The organism is Flavitalea flava (assembly GCF_054461575.1).
In genome coordinates this window covers 89698-108950 of the sequence record NZ_JBTLQH010000023.1, presented here as the reverse complement: position 1 = coordinate 108950, position 19253 = coordinate 89698, and the positions used below count along the sequence as shown (strand labels likewise).

Below are 19253 nucleotides of genomic sequence, written 5' to 3'. Positions count from 1 at the left end.
ATGAGTATTGATAAAATTAGAAATGAAATAGAAAACATTAAAGACGACGAGTCAAAGCTATATTCTTATTTGTATGATTTGACATATTTGGAATTATCCAAGAATGCACGGCTACTGGAAACGGTATATGTCTCCTTTTTGAAAGATAGTCGATCTGAAATTAAACGTGTTGCTATTTATTGCCTGCTTTTCGGATTGCAGATTCAGAAACCAGGGATAAAGGAAATCGCGTTAAAAGAGTTGAGAGATAAACAAAACGACATTGACCTAAGATTGACTTGTATCACGGGATTGGCTCAAGCGTATATCGATACGGATGATAGAGAGATACTTTCAGTTTTTTATTCTCAATTTGTTGATGAAGAAGAGGAAGATGATGCTCGATCGGAATGCTTTGTTGGGATGATGAAATTGCATGGATTAAATAGTGTTCAAATTGTTGGCAAAAATAAGAATCAGATAATTATGTCCCTCGAAGATTTGCATTTTGATGAATTTGAAAAGGAATTATCTGAAATAAGGCGAATCGTGGCATGAATGGTAATAAGTATTGTTTCGAAGAAGATTTTTTAAATGACAAGTTCATGCCTGGCAATATTAAAAAGCTCTTAGAATAAGATTTATTGGTAAAAGTAGCTAGGTGTTATTAGGGGGCTTTTAAATGCGCCCATATTTTTTCACAGATGCCATTAAAGTGCGATCGCCCATCTAGCTGAATATTACCTTCGCTTATGAGTAAAATCAGTCGCGTTGAGTCATATAACTGCCAACGATATTCCGATCGGAATATCACCCCTTCCCATCAAACCCATTCTCCCAACCATCAAGTCTTAACTTCTCCACCTTCCCCAGCACTTCGGTCTCGAGTGTCTTCTTATATGCGGCAATCTTCACGGAAACAACAGGATCAAAAGCCCCGATGATCGTAGCGGCGAGTATCCCTGCATTTTTAGCGCCATTAAGGGCAACCGTAGCGACAGGAATGCCATTCGGCATTTGAAGAATGGAAAGAACAGAATCCCATCCATCGATGGAATTCGAAGATTTAATCGGAACCCCGATAACGGGCAGAGTGGTTAAGGAAGCCACCATGCCGGGCAAATGAGCGGCGCCGCCTGCGCCTGCAATAATAATTTTAAGGCCCCTTCCGGCAGCCTGGCTGGCGTATTCGGCCATACGAAGTGGAGTGCGGTGGGCGGAGACCACCGTCAGTTCAAAACCGATCCCAAAATCTTTAAGTATGGTAGCTGCGGCCTGCATGATAGGCAGATCGCTGTCGCTGCCCATAATAATTCCTACCTGGATCGTCGATGATGATGCGGACATAGTCAAAATTATCGATTAAAAACTTCCGGTTCTATACCTTAACGCTGTCTTTTACCTCAACGGCACTAACCACTTTCAGCGCATTCTTGATCTTATGCGCCTTATGCACGAGGTCATGTTTTTCCCGGCTGAGAATAGTTACATGGCCCATCTTCCGACCGGCCTTGGTTTCTTTTTTGCCGTAGATATGTACAAAGACATTATCCATTTGCAGGACTTCATGCAGCCCTTCATAATGCGCTTCCCCGCTATGACCTTCGGCACCTATTAAATTAACGATCGCTCCGGAAAGGATAGGATCGGTATTGCCGAGGGGATATCCCAGGATAACGCGCCACAGCATATCGAACTGCGAACAGTAATTGGCTTCGATGGTATGGTGGCCGCTGTTATGGACGCGGGGGGCTGTTTCATTCACATATACGTCGCCGTCACGGCTGACGAATAATTCCACGGCAAAAATACCGGGGCTTTTTAATTCTTTCACTACCCGGAGGGCAATGGCTTCGATTTTCCAGAGTGTATTCTGGGGCAATTCGGCCGGGCAGATCTGGTAGTCCAGCAGGTTAAGATGGGGATCGAAGATCATATCGACGGGAGGGTAGAGGGCGGTTTCGCCTTTTTCGTTGATGGCGATGATCTGGGCGATCTCCTTATTGATGTTCACCATTTTTTCCAGGACAGCCGGCGCATGGAAACCTTTATCGATATCATCGCGGGTTCTGATCGCCTGTACGCCTTTACCATCATAACCGCCCGTTGCGACTTTGTGAACGGCGGGCAGGAAATCGGTATGTTTGCGCAGATCGTCCAGGTTATTGGTGATCTTATATTCTGCGGTCGGAATGCTGAATTCGTTGTAAAACTGTTTTTGTAAAATCTTGTTTTTGATGGTGCGCAGGGCGGATGTGCGCGGATAGACCTTTACCCCTTCGGACTCCAGTTTTTCCAGGGCGGCATCATTCACCGATTCGATCTCGATGGTCAGGGCATCCAGTCCTTTTCCAAAATTATAAACATCATCGAAATTGCGGATATCCCCTTTCACAAAATGGTGACACAAGTGGGCGGCAGGGCAATCATCCCGGTCTTCCATCACAAAAGTCTCTACCGGGTAATTGGCGGCAGCTTGTAATAACATTCTCCCCAGCTGACCCCCACCTAAAATTCCAACTCGTAACATGCTTCTCGTATTTGCGCCGAAGATAGACAAAAATCCCAGGGACTGTAGTCAAAATCACGGCTCAGGCACGTAAAATCCCTGTTAGTAGTATCCAAAGCACCGGCAAAGAGGCAAAACCGGTGACTTCCGGGTTCAAAAAAAAGGACTTACCTTAGCCTTATCATATGCATCCGGATTATCCCCATAAAATTTTCGACGACAAGCGGTTACATTACTTTCTGCTGATGGAAGCGCTTGCCATGGATGCATCGCCAACCTCCTGCTGATTTTTTTCTTTTATTACATTTTTTAGGTATATCCATTCCAGGAATAGGCGGAATCCGGCTTCATGCCAGGGACGCTTTAAAATATTCAGCCATATGTCAACAATATCTGCGGCCAACAAAGTAGCCGAACCCACAAATACCGACTTTTTACCCTTGCAAGGAACTGATTATGTGGAGTTTTATGTAGGGAACGCCAAACAGGTAGCCCACTATTATAAATCCGCTTTCGGGTTCCAGTCCCTTGCTTATGCCGGACCCGAGACAGGCAGTATGGATACCGTAAGTTATGCGGTACGCCAGAACAAACTGACCCTGGTCTTTACCACTGCCTTAAGACCGGAAAATAAAATAGCCAAACATGTCGATCTGCATGGGGATGGCGTAAAAGTGCTGGCCCTGCGGGTGGATGATGCGACCAGTGCCTGGAACGAAACGACATCCCGGGGCGGCAAAAGTTATATGAAACCGACCCGCCTTTCCGATAAAGAGGGGGAAGTGGTCCTGAGCGGAATTCATACCTATGGAGATACCGTTCACCTTTTTGTGGAACGCAGGAATTATACCGGTGCCTTTATGCCGGGATTCAGGGAATGGAAAACCGTTTATAACCCTTCGTCAACGGGGCTTCAGTATGTCGACCATTGTGTGGGTAATGTAGGATGGAACCAGATGGATCCCTGGGTTAAATTCTATGAAGAAGTAATGGGATTCCGCAACATCCTTTCCTTTGACGATAAGGATATTTCCACGGAATATTCCGCCCTGATGAGCAAGGTGATGAGTAACGGAAATGGTTTTGTAAAATTTCCCATCAATGAACCGGCGGAAGGAAAGAAAAAATCACAGGTAGAAGAATATCTGGAATTTTATAAAGGGGAGGGAGTGCAGCATGTGGCCATGGCAACCAATAATATTGTCGATACCGTCACCCAGCTCCGGGACAGGGGTGTCGAATTTCTCCAGGTGCCGGCTTCTTATTATGAAGACCTGCTCGACCGGGTAGGGAAGATCGACGAAGACATAAACCCATTAAAAGAGTTGGGTATCCTGGTGGACCGGGATAATGAAGGTTACTTATTACAGATTTTTACCAAACCGGTGGAAGACAGACCTACGCTGTTCTTTGAGATCATCCAGCGAAAGGGAGCCCAGAGCTTTGGAAAGGGGAACTTCAAGGCCTTGTTCGAGGCTATTGAGCGCGAACAGTCCGCCCGGGGAAATTTATAATCCGGAACATTATCCGTATTAGCCGGAATTACCCCTTAGTAAGCTAATCTTTGGTTATTAAACCTGCCATTACTAGCATATATGGCAGGTTTTTTGTTATTTTACGATGTCATTAACTTCTATACCTATTATCAGCCGCCGTATCAACAATTGATTTGAACCGTAGTTCTTTTTCAATATAGTACTACGGTTTAAAACCACCAATAATGGGCCTTCGGCCAATGGCCCCGTGGTCCATTATGGTATAATTCACCCTATAGTATGCTATTAAAAAAGTCAATGATCGCTGGACTTTATGGGGCCCTGATAGGTATTTGTCTGTCCGCCACTAAGTTACTTGCGCAAACTTCCACTCCAGCTTTTCATTTTATTGATTATCAGCGCTCTATTCCTAAAATTGGCGACCTGCTGAAAAGAAAGGAGGATACCCTGAGCAAACAATTCAAGGAAAAAGGATTGGTTTGGCCTGCCCGCTATGTGTACATCCGGTCTTTTAAATATGACAGTCAGTTGGAAGTCTGGGTCAAGAATGCCAGGGAGGATAAATATAAATTATTTAAATCATATAAGGTCTGTGCCCTGGCCGGAACCTTAGGTCCCAAACGTATGGCCGGCGATTACCAGGTACCGGAAGGATTTTATTATATCAATGAATTTAATCCCCGCAGTGAATACCATCTTTCCCTTGGGCTGAATTATCCCAATGCATCGGACAGGATACTCAGTGATTCCACCCAGCCCGGCGGTGAGATCTATATTCATGGAAGTTGTGTAACCACGGGTTGTATTCCCATCACCGATTCGCAGATCGAGGAATTATATATCCTGGCGGCTCATGCCAAGAACCAGGGCGAGGATTTTATCCCGGTCCATATCTTCCCGGTTAATTTTAATAACCCACGAAGTGTTGACTATCTGAATAAATATTTACAAACTTTCTCCGAATATACTCCCTTCGCAAAATCCATGCGGAACGCCTTTTATTATTTTGAAAAATACAGGGATGTTCCTTTTGTACTGGTCAACGGAAAAGGTGAATACGTAACGGAAGAAGTTTCTCCCAATGAGGCGCTGATAAAAGTCGCGTCAGTAGAATCGGCCATCAAACCCAAAAAGAAAATTGTCCGTCATCATCCCGACCAGCCTTCAGCGGTAAAGGAGGATGATCTGGCTAAAGTGGTGGATAAGCTGCCTGTTTATCCCGGTGGCAATCAGGCCTTTCAGGATTTTCTGAATAAATTGAGCAAGGATGGAATAGATGACCTGGAGGATGGACAGACCAAGGCCTTTATTATGGTAGAATATATCATCGACCAGGCCGGCAAACCTGTTTATGCAAAGGTGATCCGTGGCGGCAATGAAGAAATGAACTTTAAAATAGAGGATGCTTTCCTGTCGATGCCCCAATGGGCACCAGCCAATCGTCTGGGGGCCAATGTGGCCATCCGTCTCAAACAAACCATTATGATCGAGGCCCCACAGCCTACCGCCAAGGGCGGATAGGCAGCGGCCGGAGGCCGGGACTTATTATTTCATCAGCATCTGCACGGTCTCGGGCGTCTGCTGCCGAAGCACGATCTGTTTTCCTTCTGTCAATCGTCGTAGCACCTCACCGTCATAATGCCGGATAGTCAGCAGGGTCAATCCTTTTTCCAACTGTACATCGAAATCGGAGGAGGCGGAAAGTGCCAGTTTTTCGATCTTATCTGCCCTGTCGTCCAGGCATACCTGGATAGTGACCGCTCCGCTTTGCATCAGGTTGGGTTTGATCCGTATCCCGGCGAATAAAGTATACAGATGACCGGTCAGTTCTTCTCCCACAAATGAATAATCTTTCGAATGCAGCTGTAATAAAACCTGGTTTTGTTTCAGTACGATGATGGGAGGGAGCCCTTTCACCACTTTTTTGTGGATCACCGTACCCGGCAGATCCTTGTCCAGGAAACATTTCACATAGAAAGGGATGCCTTTATTCTGGAGCGGTTTGATGGTTTTGGGATGGATGACCTGGGCTCCGTAATAGGCCATTTCAATGACCTCGTCATAACTCAGTTCGCTGATAAGACGGGCATCCGGAAATTGTTTAGGATCGGCGTTCATCACCCCTTCCACGTCTTTCCAGATCGTCAGGCTTTCGGCATTCAGTAGATTCGAAAAGATGGCGGCGCTATAATCGCTGCCTTCCCGACCAAGGGTGGTACTTTCGTTCTCTGAAGTCGCCCCGATGAAACCTTGGGTAACCACCATATCGGAAGAATCGAATAATGGCAATATATCTTCTTTGACTTTGTTTTCGGTAAAAGCCCAGTCCAGGGTTGCATCCCGGAAATTATTATCGGTCCGGAAAATATCCCGAACATCCATCCATTCATTGGCGATCCCTCTTTCGGCCAGGTAGGCGCTGATAATGGAGGTAGATAATAATTCCCCGATGCAGACTATCTGATCGTAATAATAATCAAAATCACGGACGGGTTTGTCATGGAGCAGCCATTCCACTTCTGTAAAAAAATCCTTTAACTGGGCTTCGGCGGCCAGGTAATTTTTTACCAGGAGGTATTTGGCTGTCGTTAAATGGGTTTCCTTCACCTGGTGGAACAAACGCAAGGCCTCTTCAGGATGATGATCATAAAAGGCTTCCGCCACTTTTTCCAGGGCATTGGTGGTCTTTCCCATGGCTGATATGACGACCAGTAATTTTTCCCCGGTATAGGATCGAAGGATATCAGCCAGGCTTTGGATTCTTTCCACGCTATTTACGCTGGCTCCCCCGAATTTGAAAATTTTATGCACGGAGTTATTTGTTTTTTCAATGCTGTTCATGAATACTTCATATTTCGTGGGGCAAATATAATCACAAAAATATAGCTTGCGGCCTGAGGCTCGTAGCTTGCGGCTTGTCGCTCCGATTTTCCTTACATTTGCCACTCCAATCACCAAACTTCTAAAACTTGCCATTATGAATGTGAATAGAAAAGTCCTTACCCTCGATGAGTTCACTATTCAACAGCTTCGAAACTTTCCTAATGCAACCGGCGAATTGAGCAATCTCCTGCGGGATATGGGCCTGGCCGCCAAACGGGTAAATGTGGAGGTCAATAAGGCCGGATTGGTCGATATCCTGGGAGATGCCGGGACGATCAATGTGCAGGGGGAAGATGTCAAAAAACTGGACATTTTTGCCAATAACCAGTTTATGGGGGTATTGCGGCATGGCATTAGTTGCGCGGGGATAGGCAGCGAGGAAATGGATGATTTTGTAGTCTTCGATGATGAGATCAGTAATAATTCAAAATACGTATGTCTTTTCGATCCGCTGGATGGCAGCGGCAATATCGATGTGAATGTGTCGATCGGTACTATCTTTTCCGTTTACCGGCGGGTGAGTCCCAAAGGCCAGCCCTGTACAAAAGAAGATTTTCTGCAACCCGGCAACAAACAGGTTGCCGCCGGTTATATCATTTATGGTTCTTCCACCATGATGGTCTATGCCACCCGCAGGGGGGTAAACGGTTTTACCCTGGACCCATCGATAGGCGAGTTTACGCTTAGTCACCCGGACATCAAATGCCCGGAATCGGGGAAGATCTATTCGGTCAATCATGGTAATTTTTTCCAGTATCCAAAAAATGTGCAGGCCTATATCGATACCTGCCAGAAAAAAAACAAAACAAACGGCGGCCCTTATACCCAGCGTTATATCGGCAGCATGGTGGCTGATGTCCATCGCAACCTGATAAAAGGGGGGATCTTTATGTATCCGCCTACAATAGACAAACCAAAAGGGAAATTGCGTCTGCTCTATGAATGTAATCCCTTTGCGTTTATCGTTGAAGTAGCGGGGGGAAAGGCCACCAACGGTGCACAAAGGATCCTGGATCTCCAGCCCACCGAATTGCATCAGCGTTCCTCTTTTTATATTGGCAGCAAAGGCATGATGGAAGAATTGGAAACTTATCTGAATATATAACCTATCTGAATATATAACCTAATTGAATATTTAATGATCAGTATCATCCCTTATACCGATAAGTATGCAGCCGATTTTAAGCTGCTCAATCTGGAATGGCTGGACAAATACGGCTTGACGGATGATCACGATTTGGAAATATTGGGAGATCCGAAAGGAGTGATATTGGACCGCGGAGGGTTTATCTACCTGGCCTCCCTGGATGGGGAGATCATCGGCACAGCAGCCCTGATCCGGGAAGAGGAGGGGCATTTTGAATTGGCAAAAATGACGGTGGCTCCGTCCTTTCGGGGCAAAGGGATCAGTAAATTATTGATCGAAAAATGCCTGGATACGGCCAGGGAAGCAAGGGCAGCCAAAATTATACTCTATTCCAACAGCCAGTTAGTGACCGCTATCGGCTTATATCGCCAATATGGTTTTCAGCATGTGCAGGTAGCCGATGCGCCTTATATTACGGCAGATGTAAAAATGGAATTGCATTTCAACGTTTGACCGTCAATACAAAATTGAGCTTATTATACCCGGTATTCATTTCCCAGCAATCCTCATTGGCCAAGCGGATGCAGTATGCTGGTCTTTTGGTGAGGGAGGGATAGGGGTCGGGGAGAGCCAATAAGAGCTCATATTTACCTGGAGGCATATCGCCCGGCAGCTTCAACGTTTCCTTCCATGTTATATTCCCGCTGAACCAGGTCCGCAGATCTGCTTGGCAGGGAAGGGTCAACTCTTTTCCATTGTCCTGGTTCCGCAGGATCAGCTGCAAAGGCCTGGCATTAAAAGGAGAGGCATAACCATCATTGCGGATTTGCATCGAAAAGGAAAAGCTGTGGCCTGCTACCGCTTCGGTAGGAAAATGAACTTCCTGAAGCAGCAAACGATAGCCCAGTCTTTTACGAATACTGCCGATACAACCCAGCGAATCCCAGTCATTGTTCACGTCATTATTATAGGCAGTATTCAGGAAACTGACATGCATGGTCCTCATCTCTTCCTCGGCATGCCCTAAAGGTGAGCAATCATTTTCCGGACTATATACGTCATCACAGGTCTCTCCGCCGACGGCCACATAGCGGCTGTCCTGGTGTACATATTCTCTCAGGGGTTTGTTCGCTTCTTTTTTGGGGGTGGCGGAACTGCCATAGTCGTAATAGGTTCCATAATCATCGGCTCCCGACAGGAAACAGTCGTTGTGGAATCCGATCCGGGAGGAATCCGATCCCGTAAAAGCCTCCTTCAACGACAAGGGTTGTACCCCGACTCCGGCGCCAGGACCATAGACATATTTCTGTTTGATCTGGGGCGTGCGCACCTGCACCATCCTGTCTTTAGACAAGGCTTCGAGCAAGGCATGCAATACTTCCCGGCGGTCTTCCCAACTTTTGTCGGGTATCCGGCCGGGACCGTTACCCGAGGCATCTCCGAAATAATCGGTATAATAGTTCTCCCCCCAGATCCCGATAAATCCTTCCTGCAACACGGCAATGATGTCCGCATATTTTTGGAATAAAGGTTTTAGTTGCCCGATATGTTCCAGCACGACAGCTTTAGCGGCATCTCCATAAGGAGGACAAATTTTGTTGACATCGGGGCAATCCCCGGATTTAGCGGTATTCGTATATGCAAAACGCAAAATGACTTTCAAACCCGCTGACCGTACTACCGACAGATCCATATCGACTGCCGACAAAAAATCTGTATTTAATGGCTGGCTCAGGAAAGAATCCAGCGTGTATTCCCGCATCAGCAGCGTAGAATAGACCGCATACCGGGCCTTCCCATGTTTCTGCGGACCGGCAAAGAGCTGTCGAAGTTTGTCCGCTTCCAATGGAATAAAATGACGGGCACTGGTTCCCAAAGGGATATAGAAGCCTCTTTCCGGATTTGGGAAATCTGCTGCGCTTTCTTTAAACCGGACTGTTACTTCCCGGGTAGGTCCTGTACCTCTCACTCCTTGCGCAGACGCTGTTTGCCAGGCACCCTGCAGGATCACCACAAAAGCCGCACTGTTCAGTAAGGCGATCAGAAATAATAGGTTAATTTGTTTCATTTTATTAAAAGTCGTATTTATTTCCCGGCCACCCGCGGCTCAGATGGCATAATTTTAGATGGATGGCTATTAATAATTTATCAATCATGACGATGCCCCGGCTAACTAGTTTTTTTTGTTACGGCCTTTCCTTCTTTCTTCTTTTCTCTTTTACCCGAAAAGCTGCGCCGCCAAATCCGGTTTTACCGCCTGCTCTCACGGCTGCAGAGCTTTCCTTTTATCGGCCTGCAGGGATGGAGAATTCGATTCTTTATTATATCAACAGGCACCGGCAATCCCGGGGGCAGAAGGTCTTAACGTTAAATAAGGTGGAATCCGATGTGGCTGCACAGCATAGTCGGGATATGGCCTCCGGCCGGGTTGAATTCGGCCATGGGGGGATGTCCTCCCGGAGGCAGCAGATCAATAAAAGACTGGGACCGGTAAGCGCCATTGGAGAAAATGTGGCTTATGGGCAAACTTCGGCCAAAGAAGTGGTGGATGCGTGGCTTCAGAGCCCCGGGCACCGGAGAAATATCGAAGGCAATTTTATCCTGACCGGGATCGGGCTTGCCCGGGATCGTAGAGGGCTGCTTTATTATACCCAAATCTTTACCCGGTGATTATTGGCATCAAGCATCAAGCATCAAGCTGCAAGCTCGTATCTTCCTGCTATTTCCGTAACTTGCCTTATCATGACAGAGAAAATCATCATTTCGGTCAGGGACCTTACAAAAAAATACGGCGATTTCGAAGCAGTGAAGGGGATTAGCTTCGAAGTGCGGGAAGGAGAGATCTTTGGTTTGCTGGGTCCAAACGGGGCTGGTAAATCCACTACGCTCGAGATCATCGAAACGCTCCGGGAAAAGACTTCGGGATTTGTCACGGTTGCCGGACTGGACCTGGATAAAAGTCCCGGTGAAATAAAAAAGATCATTGGGGTACAGTTGCAGACCTCCGGTTATTATCCCGGTCTTAACCTCACCGAGCTGATCGAGCTTTTCGGCGGTTTGTACAACCAGCCGGTCCGTCCGCTCGAATTACTCGATAGCGTGAACCTGAGAGATAAGGCCAAAGCAAAATACAAAGAACTGAGTGGTGGACAGAAACAGCGGTTTTCCATAGCAACGACACTAATTAATAAACCTAAGATCATCTTCCTGGATGAACCAACGACCGGGCTCGATCCGCAGGCGAGAAGGAATCTGTGGGACCTGATCAGGGATATCCGGGACAAGGGAACGACGGTGATCATCACCACGCATTATATGGATGAGGCGGAGGTATTATGCGATAGGGTGGCGATCGTCGATTCGGGCAGGATCATAGCACTGGATCCTCCGGACCGGTTAATTGACAATCTGGTTGCCACCGGGTTTGAACGGCCAAAGGTGGTAAAAAAAGCGAACCTGGAAGATGTATTTATCCAGCTTACCGGGCATGCGCTCCGGGCGGAAAGCTGATTAGCCATTCAAACAATAAACATATACTTATGAGCACCGAATCCAATGATCTTCGTTATCCTATAGGTAAATTCGAGCCGCAGCCCTTTTCCGAAAAACAAAAAGAAGTCTGGCTGAACGATATCAAATTCCTTCCCCAGCTCCTGGAAAATACAATCCTGAACCTGGATGAGGCCCAATTGCAAACACCCTACCGGGAAGGAGGATGGACTGTTCATCAAGTGGTGCATCATGTGGCGGACAGCCATATCAATGCCTATTGCCGCTTTAAACTGGGCCTGACAGAAGACCACCCAACCATTCGCACCTACGAAGAGAAATTATGGGCGGAATTAGACGATGTGAAGAGCATTCCGGTGAATATTTCCATCACCCTGCTTTATGCCTTGCATACCCGATGGTACACGGCCATCAGCGATCTGTCGGCCCCGACCTGGGAAAGGACCCTCTTCCATCCGGGCAGTCAAAAAGATGTAACGCTCTGGTATCTCCTGGGAAGCTATGCCTGGCATGGAAAACACCATGTCGCCCATATCACCTCCCTGCGGGAACGAAACGATTGGTAGATTGATCCGCCCCATTAAAAAATGTACATGAAAGACCTGAGCTGGAAGACCCTGTCTTCGGAATATATATTTAAGGAAAGTTGGTTTACGATCCGCAAAGACACCTGCGAGACGCAGGAAGGGAAGATCATCGAACCCTATTATGTATACGAATTCCCGGACTGGGTTATCGCCGTGGCACTTACAGCCGATGGAAAGATTATCCTGGAAAGACAATACCGGCATGCCTTGGGTCGGACTGATTATGAACTTCCGGGCGGTTGCGTGGATCCCACCGATTCCTCTCCTGAGGCCGGAATAGAAAGAGAACTGTTGGAAGAAACGGGATACCGTTTCGAAAAATTCGAATGGCTGGGCAGGACATCGGCCAATCCTTCTACCAATAATAACTGGGCGCAAATCTACCTGGCCACGGGCGGGAAATTAGTGCAGGACCAGGAACTGGATCACAATGAAGAGATCGAAGTTTACCTGTTTACCATTGACGAGGTCAAACAATTGCTGAAGGATAATAAGCTCGTCCAGAGCATGCATGTAACAGCCTTGTTCTATGCCCTGCAACGATTAGGCGAATTGCGGATGTAACTTACGTATCATTATCGGGCTCAAGGGTCAAGGCTTCAAGGGCCAAGCTCGACCTCGCCCACAATAAATACGCTGCCGCAGACGACAATCAGGTCCTTGGGGCGTGCGTGCGCACGGGCAGCTTTCAGGGCTTCATGAACTGTAGTATAGGCCTTTCCCTCCAAACCTTTGGTTTTTGCCTGTTCGGCCAGTTCACCCGCAGGCAGGGCACGCGGAATATCCGCGCAGGTGAAATAATAATGCCCATGTGGAGGGAGCAGGGAAAGGACCCTTCCAATCTCTTTATCTTTTACCATGCCGATCACGATATGCAGTTCTTCATGATCGGTAAGTTCGATCTGCCGGGTCAGTTGCCGGATACCATCCTCGTTATGCGCTACATCCAGGAAGATGGAAGGGTGTTCATGGATCAGTTCCCAGCGGCCATGTAAGCCTGTTAATTTTTTTACCTGTGTGAGGGCCTGCCGGACATGGGCAGGGGAGAGTTTCCAACCTTTTTGGTTCAGGATATGAACGGCTTCCAGAACAGTGACCAGGTTGCGGGTCTGGTAAATGCCGGGCAGGTCAAGATGATAATACAGTTTGTCATCGGAGACGGGGGAGTTGGTGACTTCTGCCACCAGCGTATGGCCTTCGTATTTCCAGTCGGAGACAAAACGTTGCCGGTCGGCATAGACAAGCGGCGCTTCTTCTTCTTTGGCTTTTTGTTCAAAGACCGGCGATGTTTCCGGATGATGTTCTCCAATAACGACAGGGATGCCTTTTTTGATGATCCCCGCTTTTTCCCCGGAGATCTTTTCCAGGGTATCTCCCAGGAGATTCATATGATCATAACCGATATTGGTGATCACGGACAATTCCGGCAGGATAACATTGGTGCTGTCCAGTCTTCCGCCCAATCCTACTTCCACGATGGCGATGTCTACCTGTTCGCTGGCAAAATAATCAAAGGCCATGGCGACAGTGACCTCGAAAAAGGAAGGCTCTATTTCTTCGGAGAGGGGTTGAATGCGGTGTACAAAATCGACTACTGCTTCTTCCCTGATCATTTCTCCGTTCACCCGTATACGTTCCCGGAAATCTTTCAAATGCGGGGAGGTATACAAACCTGTTTTATAACCGGCGGTCTGGAAGATGGCGGCCAGCATATGGCTGGTCGAACCTTTACCGTTGGTGCCCGCGACATGTACCGAACGGAATTTTCGCTCGGGATTATCAATGAATGCCGATAGTTTTAGGGTATTAAAAAGATCGGTCCGATAGGCCGCCGCCCCGATCCGGCTGAACATAGGCAGGCGTTCGTACAGGTATTGAAGCGTTTGGGGATAGTCCATGGTAAATACCGCTTACTTAATTATGCACCTTGAAATTGAAAATAATGGTTCCGACGGATTCTCCCTCGCCGGCATTAAATTTCACCTGTTTGGCTTTTCGCAGGGCAATGGCTTTCATCGAAGCATCTGAAGTGGTGGATCCCCTTGGCTGGTAATCTGCGTCTACCACCGTTCCATTGGCGTCAACATGTATATCTACTGCTACTTTGGCATTCTCATTAAAATCATCCGTAAAGGAAGGCATGGCAGTAATCTTTCTTCCCTGTAAGCCCCGGGATATACTGACGCCTGAATTCCCACGGCCTCCGCCGGTATAATTCGTAGAATTAGGATTGCCGCCCGGAGCGCCCTGGTCTCCCCGTCCTCCGGCTACACCCTGGTTGCCGCCCGGTTTGAAATCATCTGCATCGTTGCCTCCTGTACCGCTGCCGTTCACGCCATGGAATACGGCCTTGGGTTTTGGTTTGGGGGGAGCAGGTGTTGTTTCGGGTTTTGGCACCTTTACGACCCTGGTTTTGACGACTTCTTTATCGGGGATCTTGGTGGCATTGGGTTTGGTGACGATGGCCTTTTTGATTACCGGCGCCTCTTCCTTATTGTTATCATCCGTTTCTACATCTTTTACCGGTACTTTATCCACTACTGCCCGTTTGGGAGGAGTGTATTTATCATGATCCTCGGCAGATGGTTTTCCCGGCAGATAGGGCTGGTCATCTCCCATTCCTTTATCGCTGTTGCCCAGGTTCACTTCAATGCCTTCTTCCTCGATAGGCGGAGCCTGTACCGGGGTGGTCCAGCTCACATAAAATAAGATGATCAGCAGCAATACACAGATCAGCAGGGTATAGCCTGACGCCTTTATATTCTTTCGTGATTCAAATTGATCGGTCATACTTCAAGGAGTTATGCTCCATACGAAATTACCACTTATCTGGTTACAACGAAGCAAATTCAAGGCTAATTGCACCGCATCACCCTTTATCCGCCCTTAACGGAAAATTTTGGGTCAGGTTTAACTTTTCGGCCCTTCCTTTTTTAGCCTGTCACTGTAAACTCATGGCAAATGGATCACTTCTTTTTATAGGTTACCGGGTAATGAATATCATAAGCCAATTCATATCCTTCATTGGCTATCGCAGCCAGTCTTTTTTGCTGTTTGTTTTTTCTGGCCATACATATGATGCTTCCGGCAAGGGTTACGGCTATAGTTGCCAGGGCGGCCGTTGCGATCAGGTTTGTTTTTTTCATATACGTGAAGTCTTTTGCCAGTTAATTATGCAAGCCCGATGCCAGAAATTGATTTTGGGTGATTTAACTATTTAACAAATCTTCAATTCGCTGCTTAAACCATGTTGTTTTTACGAAATCTTTTATCTGGTAATTGAATTGTTGCAGATAGGCCTTATTATAATGTTGTTTCATATTAAAGTAAGGGTAAAATTCTTCAAATAAATCACTTTGTAGGGCCTTAATGATATCTTCTCGTTTGTCATCATTTTTAATGGCATCTTTTTCTTTTGGTTGGGGCAAAATAACTTGAGAAATATCGAAATTTAAATGGTTTAAATCTATTATAGCTGCATTGTCAGCATGTCGTGCAAAATCAATAAATCCCAGAGCATGAGATGCCGTCCATAATTGTGCATCGTCTGGAATCCATACATTTATGATTTCTTCCAGTAATTTTGATTGTAAGGAAGTATTTAAATGGCAATCCATTTCATCGATAAAAATAATGGCATCCTGGTATTGATCTTTACGCACAATGAAATTGAGCAATAAAATGACCACTTGTTTTTCGCCATGACTTAGGAGGTCATAATTTATTTTCGAATCACCTTTTTTGAAAATCAACTTACCGCTATTTTGGGGGGTAGCATTTTGGAATTCGGCTATCTGAATAGTAGTAGATGCATCTCCTCCCAAAATTTTAACCAGAGATAAGTTCAAAGGTTGGATGAAGTCTTGGAAAATCTTAAATGTATCAGCTGATTTTCCACTAAAAACAGGTTCCCGTAAAGCGTTGTCGATCTGTTGCATATACAACGATAGGTCATTATCGAATCGGGTATCAGCGTCAATAAAGCTTTGTGGACCATCTTGATTTCCATAAACCGACTCAGCGTTTCCCATATTGGAAATCCTTGGTACAATGCGAATGCTACTCCGTGCAATAAACTTTGGCGCTTTCTTGAAAAAAGGGTCATTAAAAGTTGACGAAGAGTTGATTTTACTATCATCACTGAACGAAATAGTTATATCCGATTCGAGTTCTTTTTTCGAATAATAAGGAATTTGCATATTAAGCCCCATTCGAAATTTTTTGCTTATAACATCAAAGGCATCAAATACCGAAGACTTCCCCGATCCATTTGATCCGATTAACAGGACCAATTTGGCTTCTTTTGGAATATGATCTATTGTGAGATCGGTAAACCGTTTGAAATTCTTTAAATGAAGTCTGGTTATGCGCATTCTGCAAATTTGAGATTTTATAGGACAAACTTACTTTAAATCTGTAAAATTAATAATTGATTGATTTGCAGGGAGATACTTTATCCGATCCTATGATAAATAAAATCCGGCATCCATTTCGATAATTTGGCGATCAGCCACCAACGTCGCGTAATATAGACCCTCCATCTTTTCTTTTCCACGGCATCGAAGATCTGCCGCGCGGCTTTGGCCGGAGAAGCCACCCAGAACCGTCCGGGACCCTTCGCCATCTTCGTATCCACAAAACCAGGCTGTACATCGGTTACGAAAATATTCAGGTGGTTCTTTTTTATTTTGATATGCAGCCCTTCGAAATATACGCTTTGAAAGGCCTTGCTGGCGCTGTAGGCCGGCGCCAGGCTATTTCCCCGTATAGAGGCGATGGAAGAGGTCGTGACCAGGTGGCCATAGCCCTGCCGGGTGAAATATTGAAAACCATAGTGGATCAGTTCGATGAACCCGTTCACATTGGTATCGATGGTCATTTTATCCACTTCCCAATTCAGGATGGCACTGGTATCGCCATATCCCGCATTATAGATAAGCATGTCCAGGCCGCCCAGTTTCCTGATCAGGGCTTCCAGGTGGGTTATATTCCTGTTCCCGGTAACATCAAAACATTCGGTGACGATATTATTGGGGTATTCCAGCTGAAGAGAATACAAAAGATCCTGTCTGCGGCCTGTGGCTCCCACAAAATTTCCTTCTCCTGCATAGAGGGAGGCCAGTTCTTTACCGATCCCGGAAGTGGCTCCTATGATAATGACTTTCTGCATAGGGAATAAAAATAGCGATATTCCCGGCAAAAGGGAAACGGTTTACCCTTCCACTATAGGAAGGAGTCTGTATCGATGGACGAAATCTGTGTCAATGGGCGAAATCCAATTCGTATTTACCTTTGATCCTTTCCATGGGCGGGTTGAAATAACCGAATTTCAGATCCGGGAATTCCTCATGGATCAGTTCCATCAATTGTTTGACGCCAATAAATTCTCCGGTATCGGTTACGCCGATCTTACCCAGGTACCAATCGGGATCTATGTTGAAATTCCGCCATTGGATCATGGACAGACCCGTCTCGCGGATCAGCTTGCGGAGCGCCTCATATTCTTCCACGCTGTCTGTCATACCCGGGAAAACGAAATAATTGATGGAGGTCCAGCCACCGTATTGGTGCATTATCTTAAGACTTTCCACGATGTCCTCAAAGGAATAATTATTAGGGCGGTAATAAGCCTCATAAACGGATTTGCGGGCGGAATTGGTACTAACCCGTATGGAATTCAGACCGGTCTCGCAAAGTGCCTTTACGGCGTCCGGCTTGCTGCCGTTCGTGTTGATATTGATGCTGCCGCGATCGGTATGTTTGCGCATTTCGCGGATCGATTCCCGGATGGTCTCCCACATCAGTAGCGGTTCCCCTTCGCAGCCCTGTCCGAAACTGACGATCGGGTAGGGGGCCGTTTGTAAATGTGGAACGGTGAATTCCACAATCTCTTCTGCCATGGGTTTGAAAGTAAGACGGTCCTGTGGTGAAGTGATCGTTTCCTCCTGGGGCTGAAAGGATATGCAGCCCAGGCAGTTGGCATTACAGGCTGGCGATACAGGGACGGGGCATTCCCAGCGGCCCATAAAATAATTCCGGGCAGCGGGACAATGATAAGTAAGACAGCAGTTTTCCGCCAGGTGTTTGATCAGCCGGTTTTGCGGGTAGGCTTTCCGGTAATGATCCACGCCCTGGTGAATAGTATCCCAGTTGTATCCCTGGCAATCCTGCCGGATATCCTGTTCGATACGTACGGCCGGCACGTAGAATTTGGAATCGAGCCAACCCGCGGCCGTATAACAGAATAAAGGGAGAGTTGGGGCGTCCTTCATCGTTTCATAGGCCGCCAGGTAGAGACCGGTATGGGCCGGTGGAATAAATGCCGCTACTGCCCAGCCTTTTTCACAAAGCCGCATGTCTCCGGTAATAACGTCTATGCCGATACCTCTTCTTCCGGGCAGTTCATAAAGTGAACCTCCTTCCGGTAATTCGATCCAGTCTTCGGCCGGCACGGGGAGGGCCTCCCATCCGCTGCGGCCGGTTGCATATAAGGTGGTATCCTCAAAAATATTCCCCTTTCCGTCGGAATACAGAATATAAGTCGATTGAAATGCCGATTGTTTTTTTGCCATATCTTAATCACACCTTTCCCAGGTAATGTCTGCAAAATTCGTGAATTTGTTCCAGTTCTACGAAATCAAGATTTTTTCGAAGATCAAAGCGGAGATCCTCGTTCAGGGATGTGCTTACGCGGATGGAATCATAGGAGGCTTCGACCCCGTTGATATGGGTCCAGTAAAGGAATCTGCTTTCCGGGAGGGCAGGCAGATTGATGCCCGTATGGTGGAAGGAGAGAGATTCCTCTGTCCGGAGGCTCTTTTCACAATAAAAAAGATAACAATAAGCGATACTCAGGCTGATATGGATGAGTCCGATCAGTAATTTAGCCTCCAGGAGCATGACCAGACCGATTCCCAGGAAGAATAGGATCTCCACCAGGCGGAAAAAAAGATTGACCCGGGGCAATTCCTTAAGGGTATTTCCTCCGGCCAGGATAAGGATAAAAATATCCAGGGAGATGATCATCTGGCACCAAAAATAGAGGTTGGGGGATTCCTGCCGGTGAAAATGGCTGAGGGCATGCGTCAGGATCAGGAGACCGGCAACAAGATGCAGCCATGTTCCGGAACGTTTCAGTTTTTCGAAGGCGGGATGAACGACAGGAAGGGATAAGGAGTCCATACGGCTGTTAATTTCACCCT

20 protein-coding genes are annotated in these 19253 nt (G+C 46.7%); 9 read left to right on the top strand and 11 right to left on the bottom strand.

The features are described from left to right. Positions 1–537, top strand: a complete 537-nt coding sequence (locus ACX0G9_RS19415; protein ID WP_459066612.1) for a hypothetical protein — start codon at positions 1–3, stop codon at positions 535–537. A 252-nt stretch (positions 538–789) separates the two neighbouring features. On the opposite strand, the gene purE is transcribed toward ACX0G9_RS19415, so the two are convergent. Then, complete coding sequence (gene purE / locus ACX0G9_RS19410) at positions 790–1326, bottom strand: 5-(carboxyamino)imidazole ribonucleotide mutase (protein WP_459066611.1); 537 nt, start codon at positions 1324–1326, stop codon at positions 790–792. 31 nt (positions 1327–1357) lie between these two features. Further along, entirely contained in the window at positions 1358–2509 is a 1152-nt protein-coding gene (locus ACX0G9_RS19405) for a 5-(carboxyamino)imidazole ribonucleotide synthase (protein ID WP_459066610.1), read from the bottom strand. Between the two features lie 359 nt (positions 2510–2868). On the opposite strand from ACX0G9_RS19405, the gene hppD reads away from it, so the two are divergent. After that, entirely contained in the window at positions 2869–4002 is a 1134-nt protein-coding gene (gene hppD, locus ACX0G9_RS19400; protein WP_459066609.1) for a 4-hydroxyphenylpyruvate dioxygenase, read from the top strand. Between the two features lie 279 nt (positions 4003–4281). Next, positions 4282–5505: a L,D-transpeptidase family protein gene (locus tag ACX0G9_RS19395; protein WP_459066608.1), complete on the top strand. Its 1224-nt coding sequence runs from the start codon at positions 4282–4284 to the stop codon at positions 5503–5505. Positions 5506–5529: 24 nt separating this feature from the next. On the opposite strand, the gene ACX0G9_RS19390 is transcribed toward ACX0G9_RS19395, so the two are convergent. Beyond that, positions 5530–6825, bottom strand: a complete 1296-nt coding sequence (locus ACX0G9_RS19390; RefSeq protein WP_459066607.1) for an aspartate kinase — start codon at positions 6823–6825, stop codon at positions 5530–5532. A gap of 136 nt (positions 6826–6961) precedes the next feature. On the opposite strand from ACX0G9_RS19390, the gene fbp reads away from it, so the two are divergent. Both fbp and ACX0G9_RS19380 read left to right on the top strand, forming a co-directional pair. Next, on the top strand, positions 6962–7972 hold the full coding sequence (gene fbp, locus ACX0G9_RS19385) for a class 1 fructose-bisphosphatase (protein ID WP_459066606.1): 1011 nt from the start codon (positions 6962–6964) through the stop codon (positions 7970–7972). Positions 7973–8005: 33 nt separating this feature from the next. Then, positions 8006–8467: a GNAT family N-acetyltransferase gene (locus ACX0G9_RS19380; RefSeq protein WP_459066605.1), complete on the top strand. Its 462-nt coding sequence runs from the start codon at positions 8006–8008 to the stop codon at positions 8465–8467. Here ACX0G9_RS19380 and ACX0G9_RS19375 read toward each other — a convergent pair. Continuing rightward, on the bottom strand, positions 8457–10022 hold the full coding sequence (locus tag ACX0G9_RS19375) for a DUF4832 domain-containing protein (protein ID WP_459066604.1): 1566 nt from the start codon (positions 10020–10022) through the stop codon (positions 8457–8459). The two genes, ACX0G9_RS19380 and ACX0G9_RS19375, sit on opposite strands and share 11 nt — an antisense overlap. A gap of 62 nt (positions 10023–10084) precedes the next feature. Here ACX0G9_RS19375 and ACX0G9_RS19370 point away from each other — a divergent pair, with 62 nt between their 5' ends. The 4 genes from ACX0G9_RS19370 (at position 10085) to ACX0G9_RS19355 (ending at position 12615) form a co-directional block, all read left to right on the top strand. Then, positions 10085–10624 carry a CAP domain-containing protein gene (locus ACX0G9_RS19370; RefSeq protein WP_459066603.1) on the top strand — a complete coding sequence of 180 codons (540 nt, stop codon included), beginning with the start codon at positions 10085–10087 and terminating at the stop codon, positions 10622–10624. Positions 10625–10696: 72 nt separating this feature from the next. Continuing rightward, on the top strand, positions 10697–11464 hold the full coding sequence (locus tag ACX0G9_RS19365) for an ABC transporter ATP-binding protein (RefSeq protein ID WP_459066602.1): 768 nt from the start codon (positions 10697–10699) through the stop codon (positions 11462–11464). 29 nt (positions 11465–11493) lie between these two features. Further along, positions 11494–12030, top strand: coding sequence for a YfiT family bacillithiol transferase (locus tag ACX0G9_RS19360; protein ID WP_459066601.1), 537 nt, complete (start codon positions 11494–11496; stop codon positions 12028–12030). A gap of 27 nt (positions 12031–12057) precedes the next feature. Continuing rightward, complete coding sequence (locus ACX0G9_RS19355; protein WP_459066600.1) at positions 12058–12615, top strand: NUDIX hydrolase; 558 nt, start codon at positions 12058–12060, stop codon at positions 12613–12615. 35 nt (positions 12616–12650) lie between these two features. Here ACX0G9_RS19355 and ACX0G9_RS19350 read toward each other — a convergent pair whose 3' ends face one another. The 7 genes from ACX0G9_RS19350 to ACX0G9_RS19320 all read right to left on the bottom strand — a co-directional run bounded on the left by ACX0G9_RS19350 (position 12651) and on the right by ACX0G9_RS19320 (position 19233). Next, positions 12651–13949 (bottom strand): bifunctional folylpolyglutamate synthase/dihydrofolate synthase, encoded by a 1299-nt coding sequence (locus ACX0G9_RS19350; RefSeq protein ID WP_459066599.1) that lies wholly within the window; start codon positions 13947–13949, stop codon positions 12651–12653. A 16-nt stretch (positions 13950–13965) separates the two neighbouring features. Beyond that, positions 13966–14841 carry a hypothetical protein gene (locus ACX0G9_RS19345; protein ID WP_459066598.1) on the bottom strand — a complete coding sequence of 292 codons (876 nt, stop codon included), beginning with the start codon at positions 14839–14841 and terminating at the stop codon, positions 13966–13968. A 176-nt stretch (positions 14842–15017) separates the two neighbouring features. Continuing rightward, positions 15018–15197, bottom strand: coding sequence for a hypothetical protein (locus tag ACX0G9_RS19340; protein ID WP_459066597.1), 180 nt, complete (start codon positions 15195–15197; stop codon positions 15018–15020). Between the two features lie 63 nt (positions 15198–15260). Further along, complete coding sequence (locus tag ACX0G9_RS19335; RefSeq protein WP_459066596.1) at positions 15261–16424, bottom strand: AAA family ATPase; 1164 nt, start codon at positions 16422–16424, stop codon at positions 15261–15263. A gap of 80 nt (positions 16425–16504) precedes the next feature. Continuing rightward, complete coding sequence (locus ACX0G9_RS19330) at positions 16505–17221, bottom strand: SDR family NAD(P)-dependent oxidoreductase (protein ID WP_459066595.1); 717 nt, start codon at positions 17219–17221, stop codon at positions 16505–16507. 91 nt (positions 17222–17312) lie between these two features. Continuing rightward, positions 17313–18623: a radical SAM protein gene (locus ACX0G9_RS19325; protein WP_459066594.1), complete on the bottom strand. Its 1311-nt coding sequence runs from the start codon at positions 18621–18623 to the stop codon at positions 17313–17315. A 7-nt stretch (positions 18624–18630) separates the two neighbouring features. After that, positions 18631–19233, bottom strand: a complete 603-nt coding sequence (locus ACX0G9_RS19320) for a hypothetical protein (RefSeq protein WP_459066593.1) — start codon at positions 19231–19233, stop codon at positions 18631–18633. Between the last annotated feature and the right edge of the window lie 20 nt (positions 19234–19253).

Coding starts and splice junctions, on each gene's coding strand:
- ACX0G9_RS19405 (WP_459066610.1), bottom strand. CDS start 2,509: ATGTTACGAGTTGGAATTTTAGGTGGGGGTCAGCTGGGGAGAATGTTA.
- ACX0G9_RS19370 (WP_459066603.1), top strand. CDS start 10,085: ATGGCTATTAATAATTTATCAATCATGACGATGCCCCGGCTAACTAGT.
- fbp (WP_459066606.1), top strand. CDS start 6,962: ATGAATGTGAATAGAAAAGTCCTTACCCTCGATGAGTTCACTATTCAA.
- ACX0G9_RS19365 (WP_459066602.1), top strand. CDS start 10,697: ATGACAGAGAAAATCATCATTTCGGTCAGGGACCTTACAAAAAAATAC.
- ACX0G9_RS19350 (WP_459066599.1), bottom strand. CDS start 13,949: ATGGACTATCCCCAAACGCTTCAATACCTGTACGAACGCCTGCCTATG.
- purE (WP_459066611.1), bottom strand. CDS start 1,326: ATGTCCGCATCATCATCGACGATCCAGGTAGGAATTATTATGGGCAGC.
- ACX0G9_RS19360 (WP_459066601.1), top strand. CDS start 11,494: ATGAGCACCGAATCCAATGATCTTCGTTATCCTATAGGTAAATTCGAG.
- ACX0G9_RS19380 (WP_459066605.1), top strand. CDS start 8,006: ATGATCAGTATCATCCCTTATACCGATAAGTATGCAGCCGATTTTAAG.
- ACX0G9_RS19335 (WP_459066596.1), bottom strand. CDS start 16,424: ATGCGCATAACCAGACTTCATTTAAAGAATTTCAAACGGTTTACCGAT.
- ACX0G9_RS19395 (WP_459066608.1), top strand. CDS start 4,282: ATGATCGCTGGACTTTATGGGGCCCTGATAGGTATTTGTCTGTCCGCC.
- ACX0G9_RS19330 (WP_459066595.1), bottom strand. CDS start 17,221: ATGCAGAAAGTCATTATCATAGGAGCCACTTCCGGGATCGGTAAAGAA.
- ACX0G9_RS19325 (WP_459066594.1), bottom strand. CDS start 18,623: ATGGCAAAAAAACAATCGGCATTTCAATCGACTTATATTCTGTATTCC.
- ACX0G9_RS19390 (WP_459066607.1), bottom strand. CDS start 6,825: ATGAACAGCATTGAAAAAACAAATAACTCCGTGCATAAAATTTTCAAA.
- ACX0G9_RS19375 (WP_459066604.1), bottom strand. CDS start 10,022: ATGAAACAAATTAACCTATTATTTCTGATCGCCTTACTGAACAGTGCG.
- ACX0G9_RS19320 (WP_459066593.1), bottom strand. CDS start 19,233: ATGGACTCCTTATCCCTTCCTGTCGTTCATCCCGCCTTCGAAAAACTG.
- ACX0G9_RS19345 (WP_459066598.1), bottom strand. CDS start 14,841: ATGACCGATCAATTTGAATCACGAAAGAATATAAAGGCGTCAGGCTAT.
- ACX0G9_RS19355 (WP_459066600.1), top strand. CDS start 12,058: ATGAAAGACCTGAGCTGGAAGACCCTGTCTTCGGAATATATATTTAAG.
- ACX0G9_RS19340 (WP_459066597.1), bottom strand. CDS start 15,197: ATGAAAAAAACAAACCTGATCGCAACGGCCGCCCTGGCAACTATAGCC.
- ACX0G9_RS19415 (WP_459066612.1), top strand. CDS start 1: ATGAGTATTGATAAAATTAGAAATGAAATAGAAAACATTAAAGACGAC.
- hppD (WP_459066609.1), top strand. CDS start 2,869: ATGTCAACAATATCTGCGGCCAACAAAGTAGCCGAACCCACAAATACC.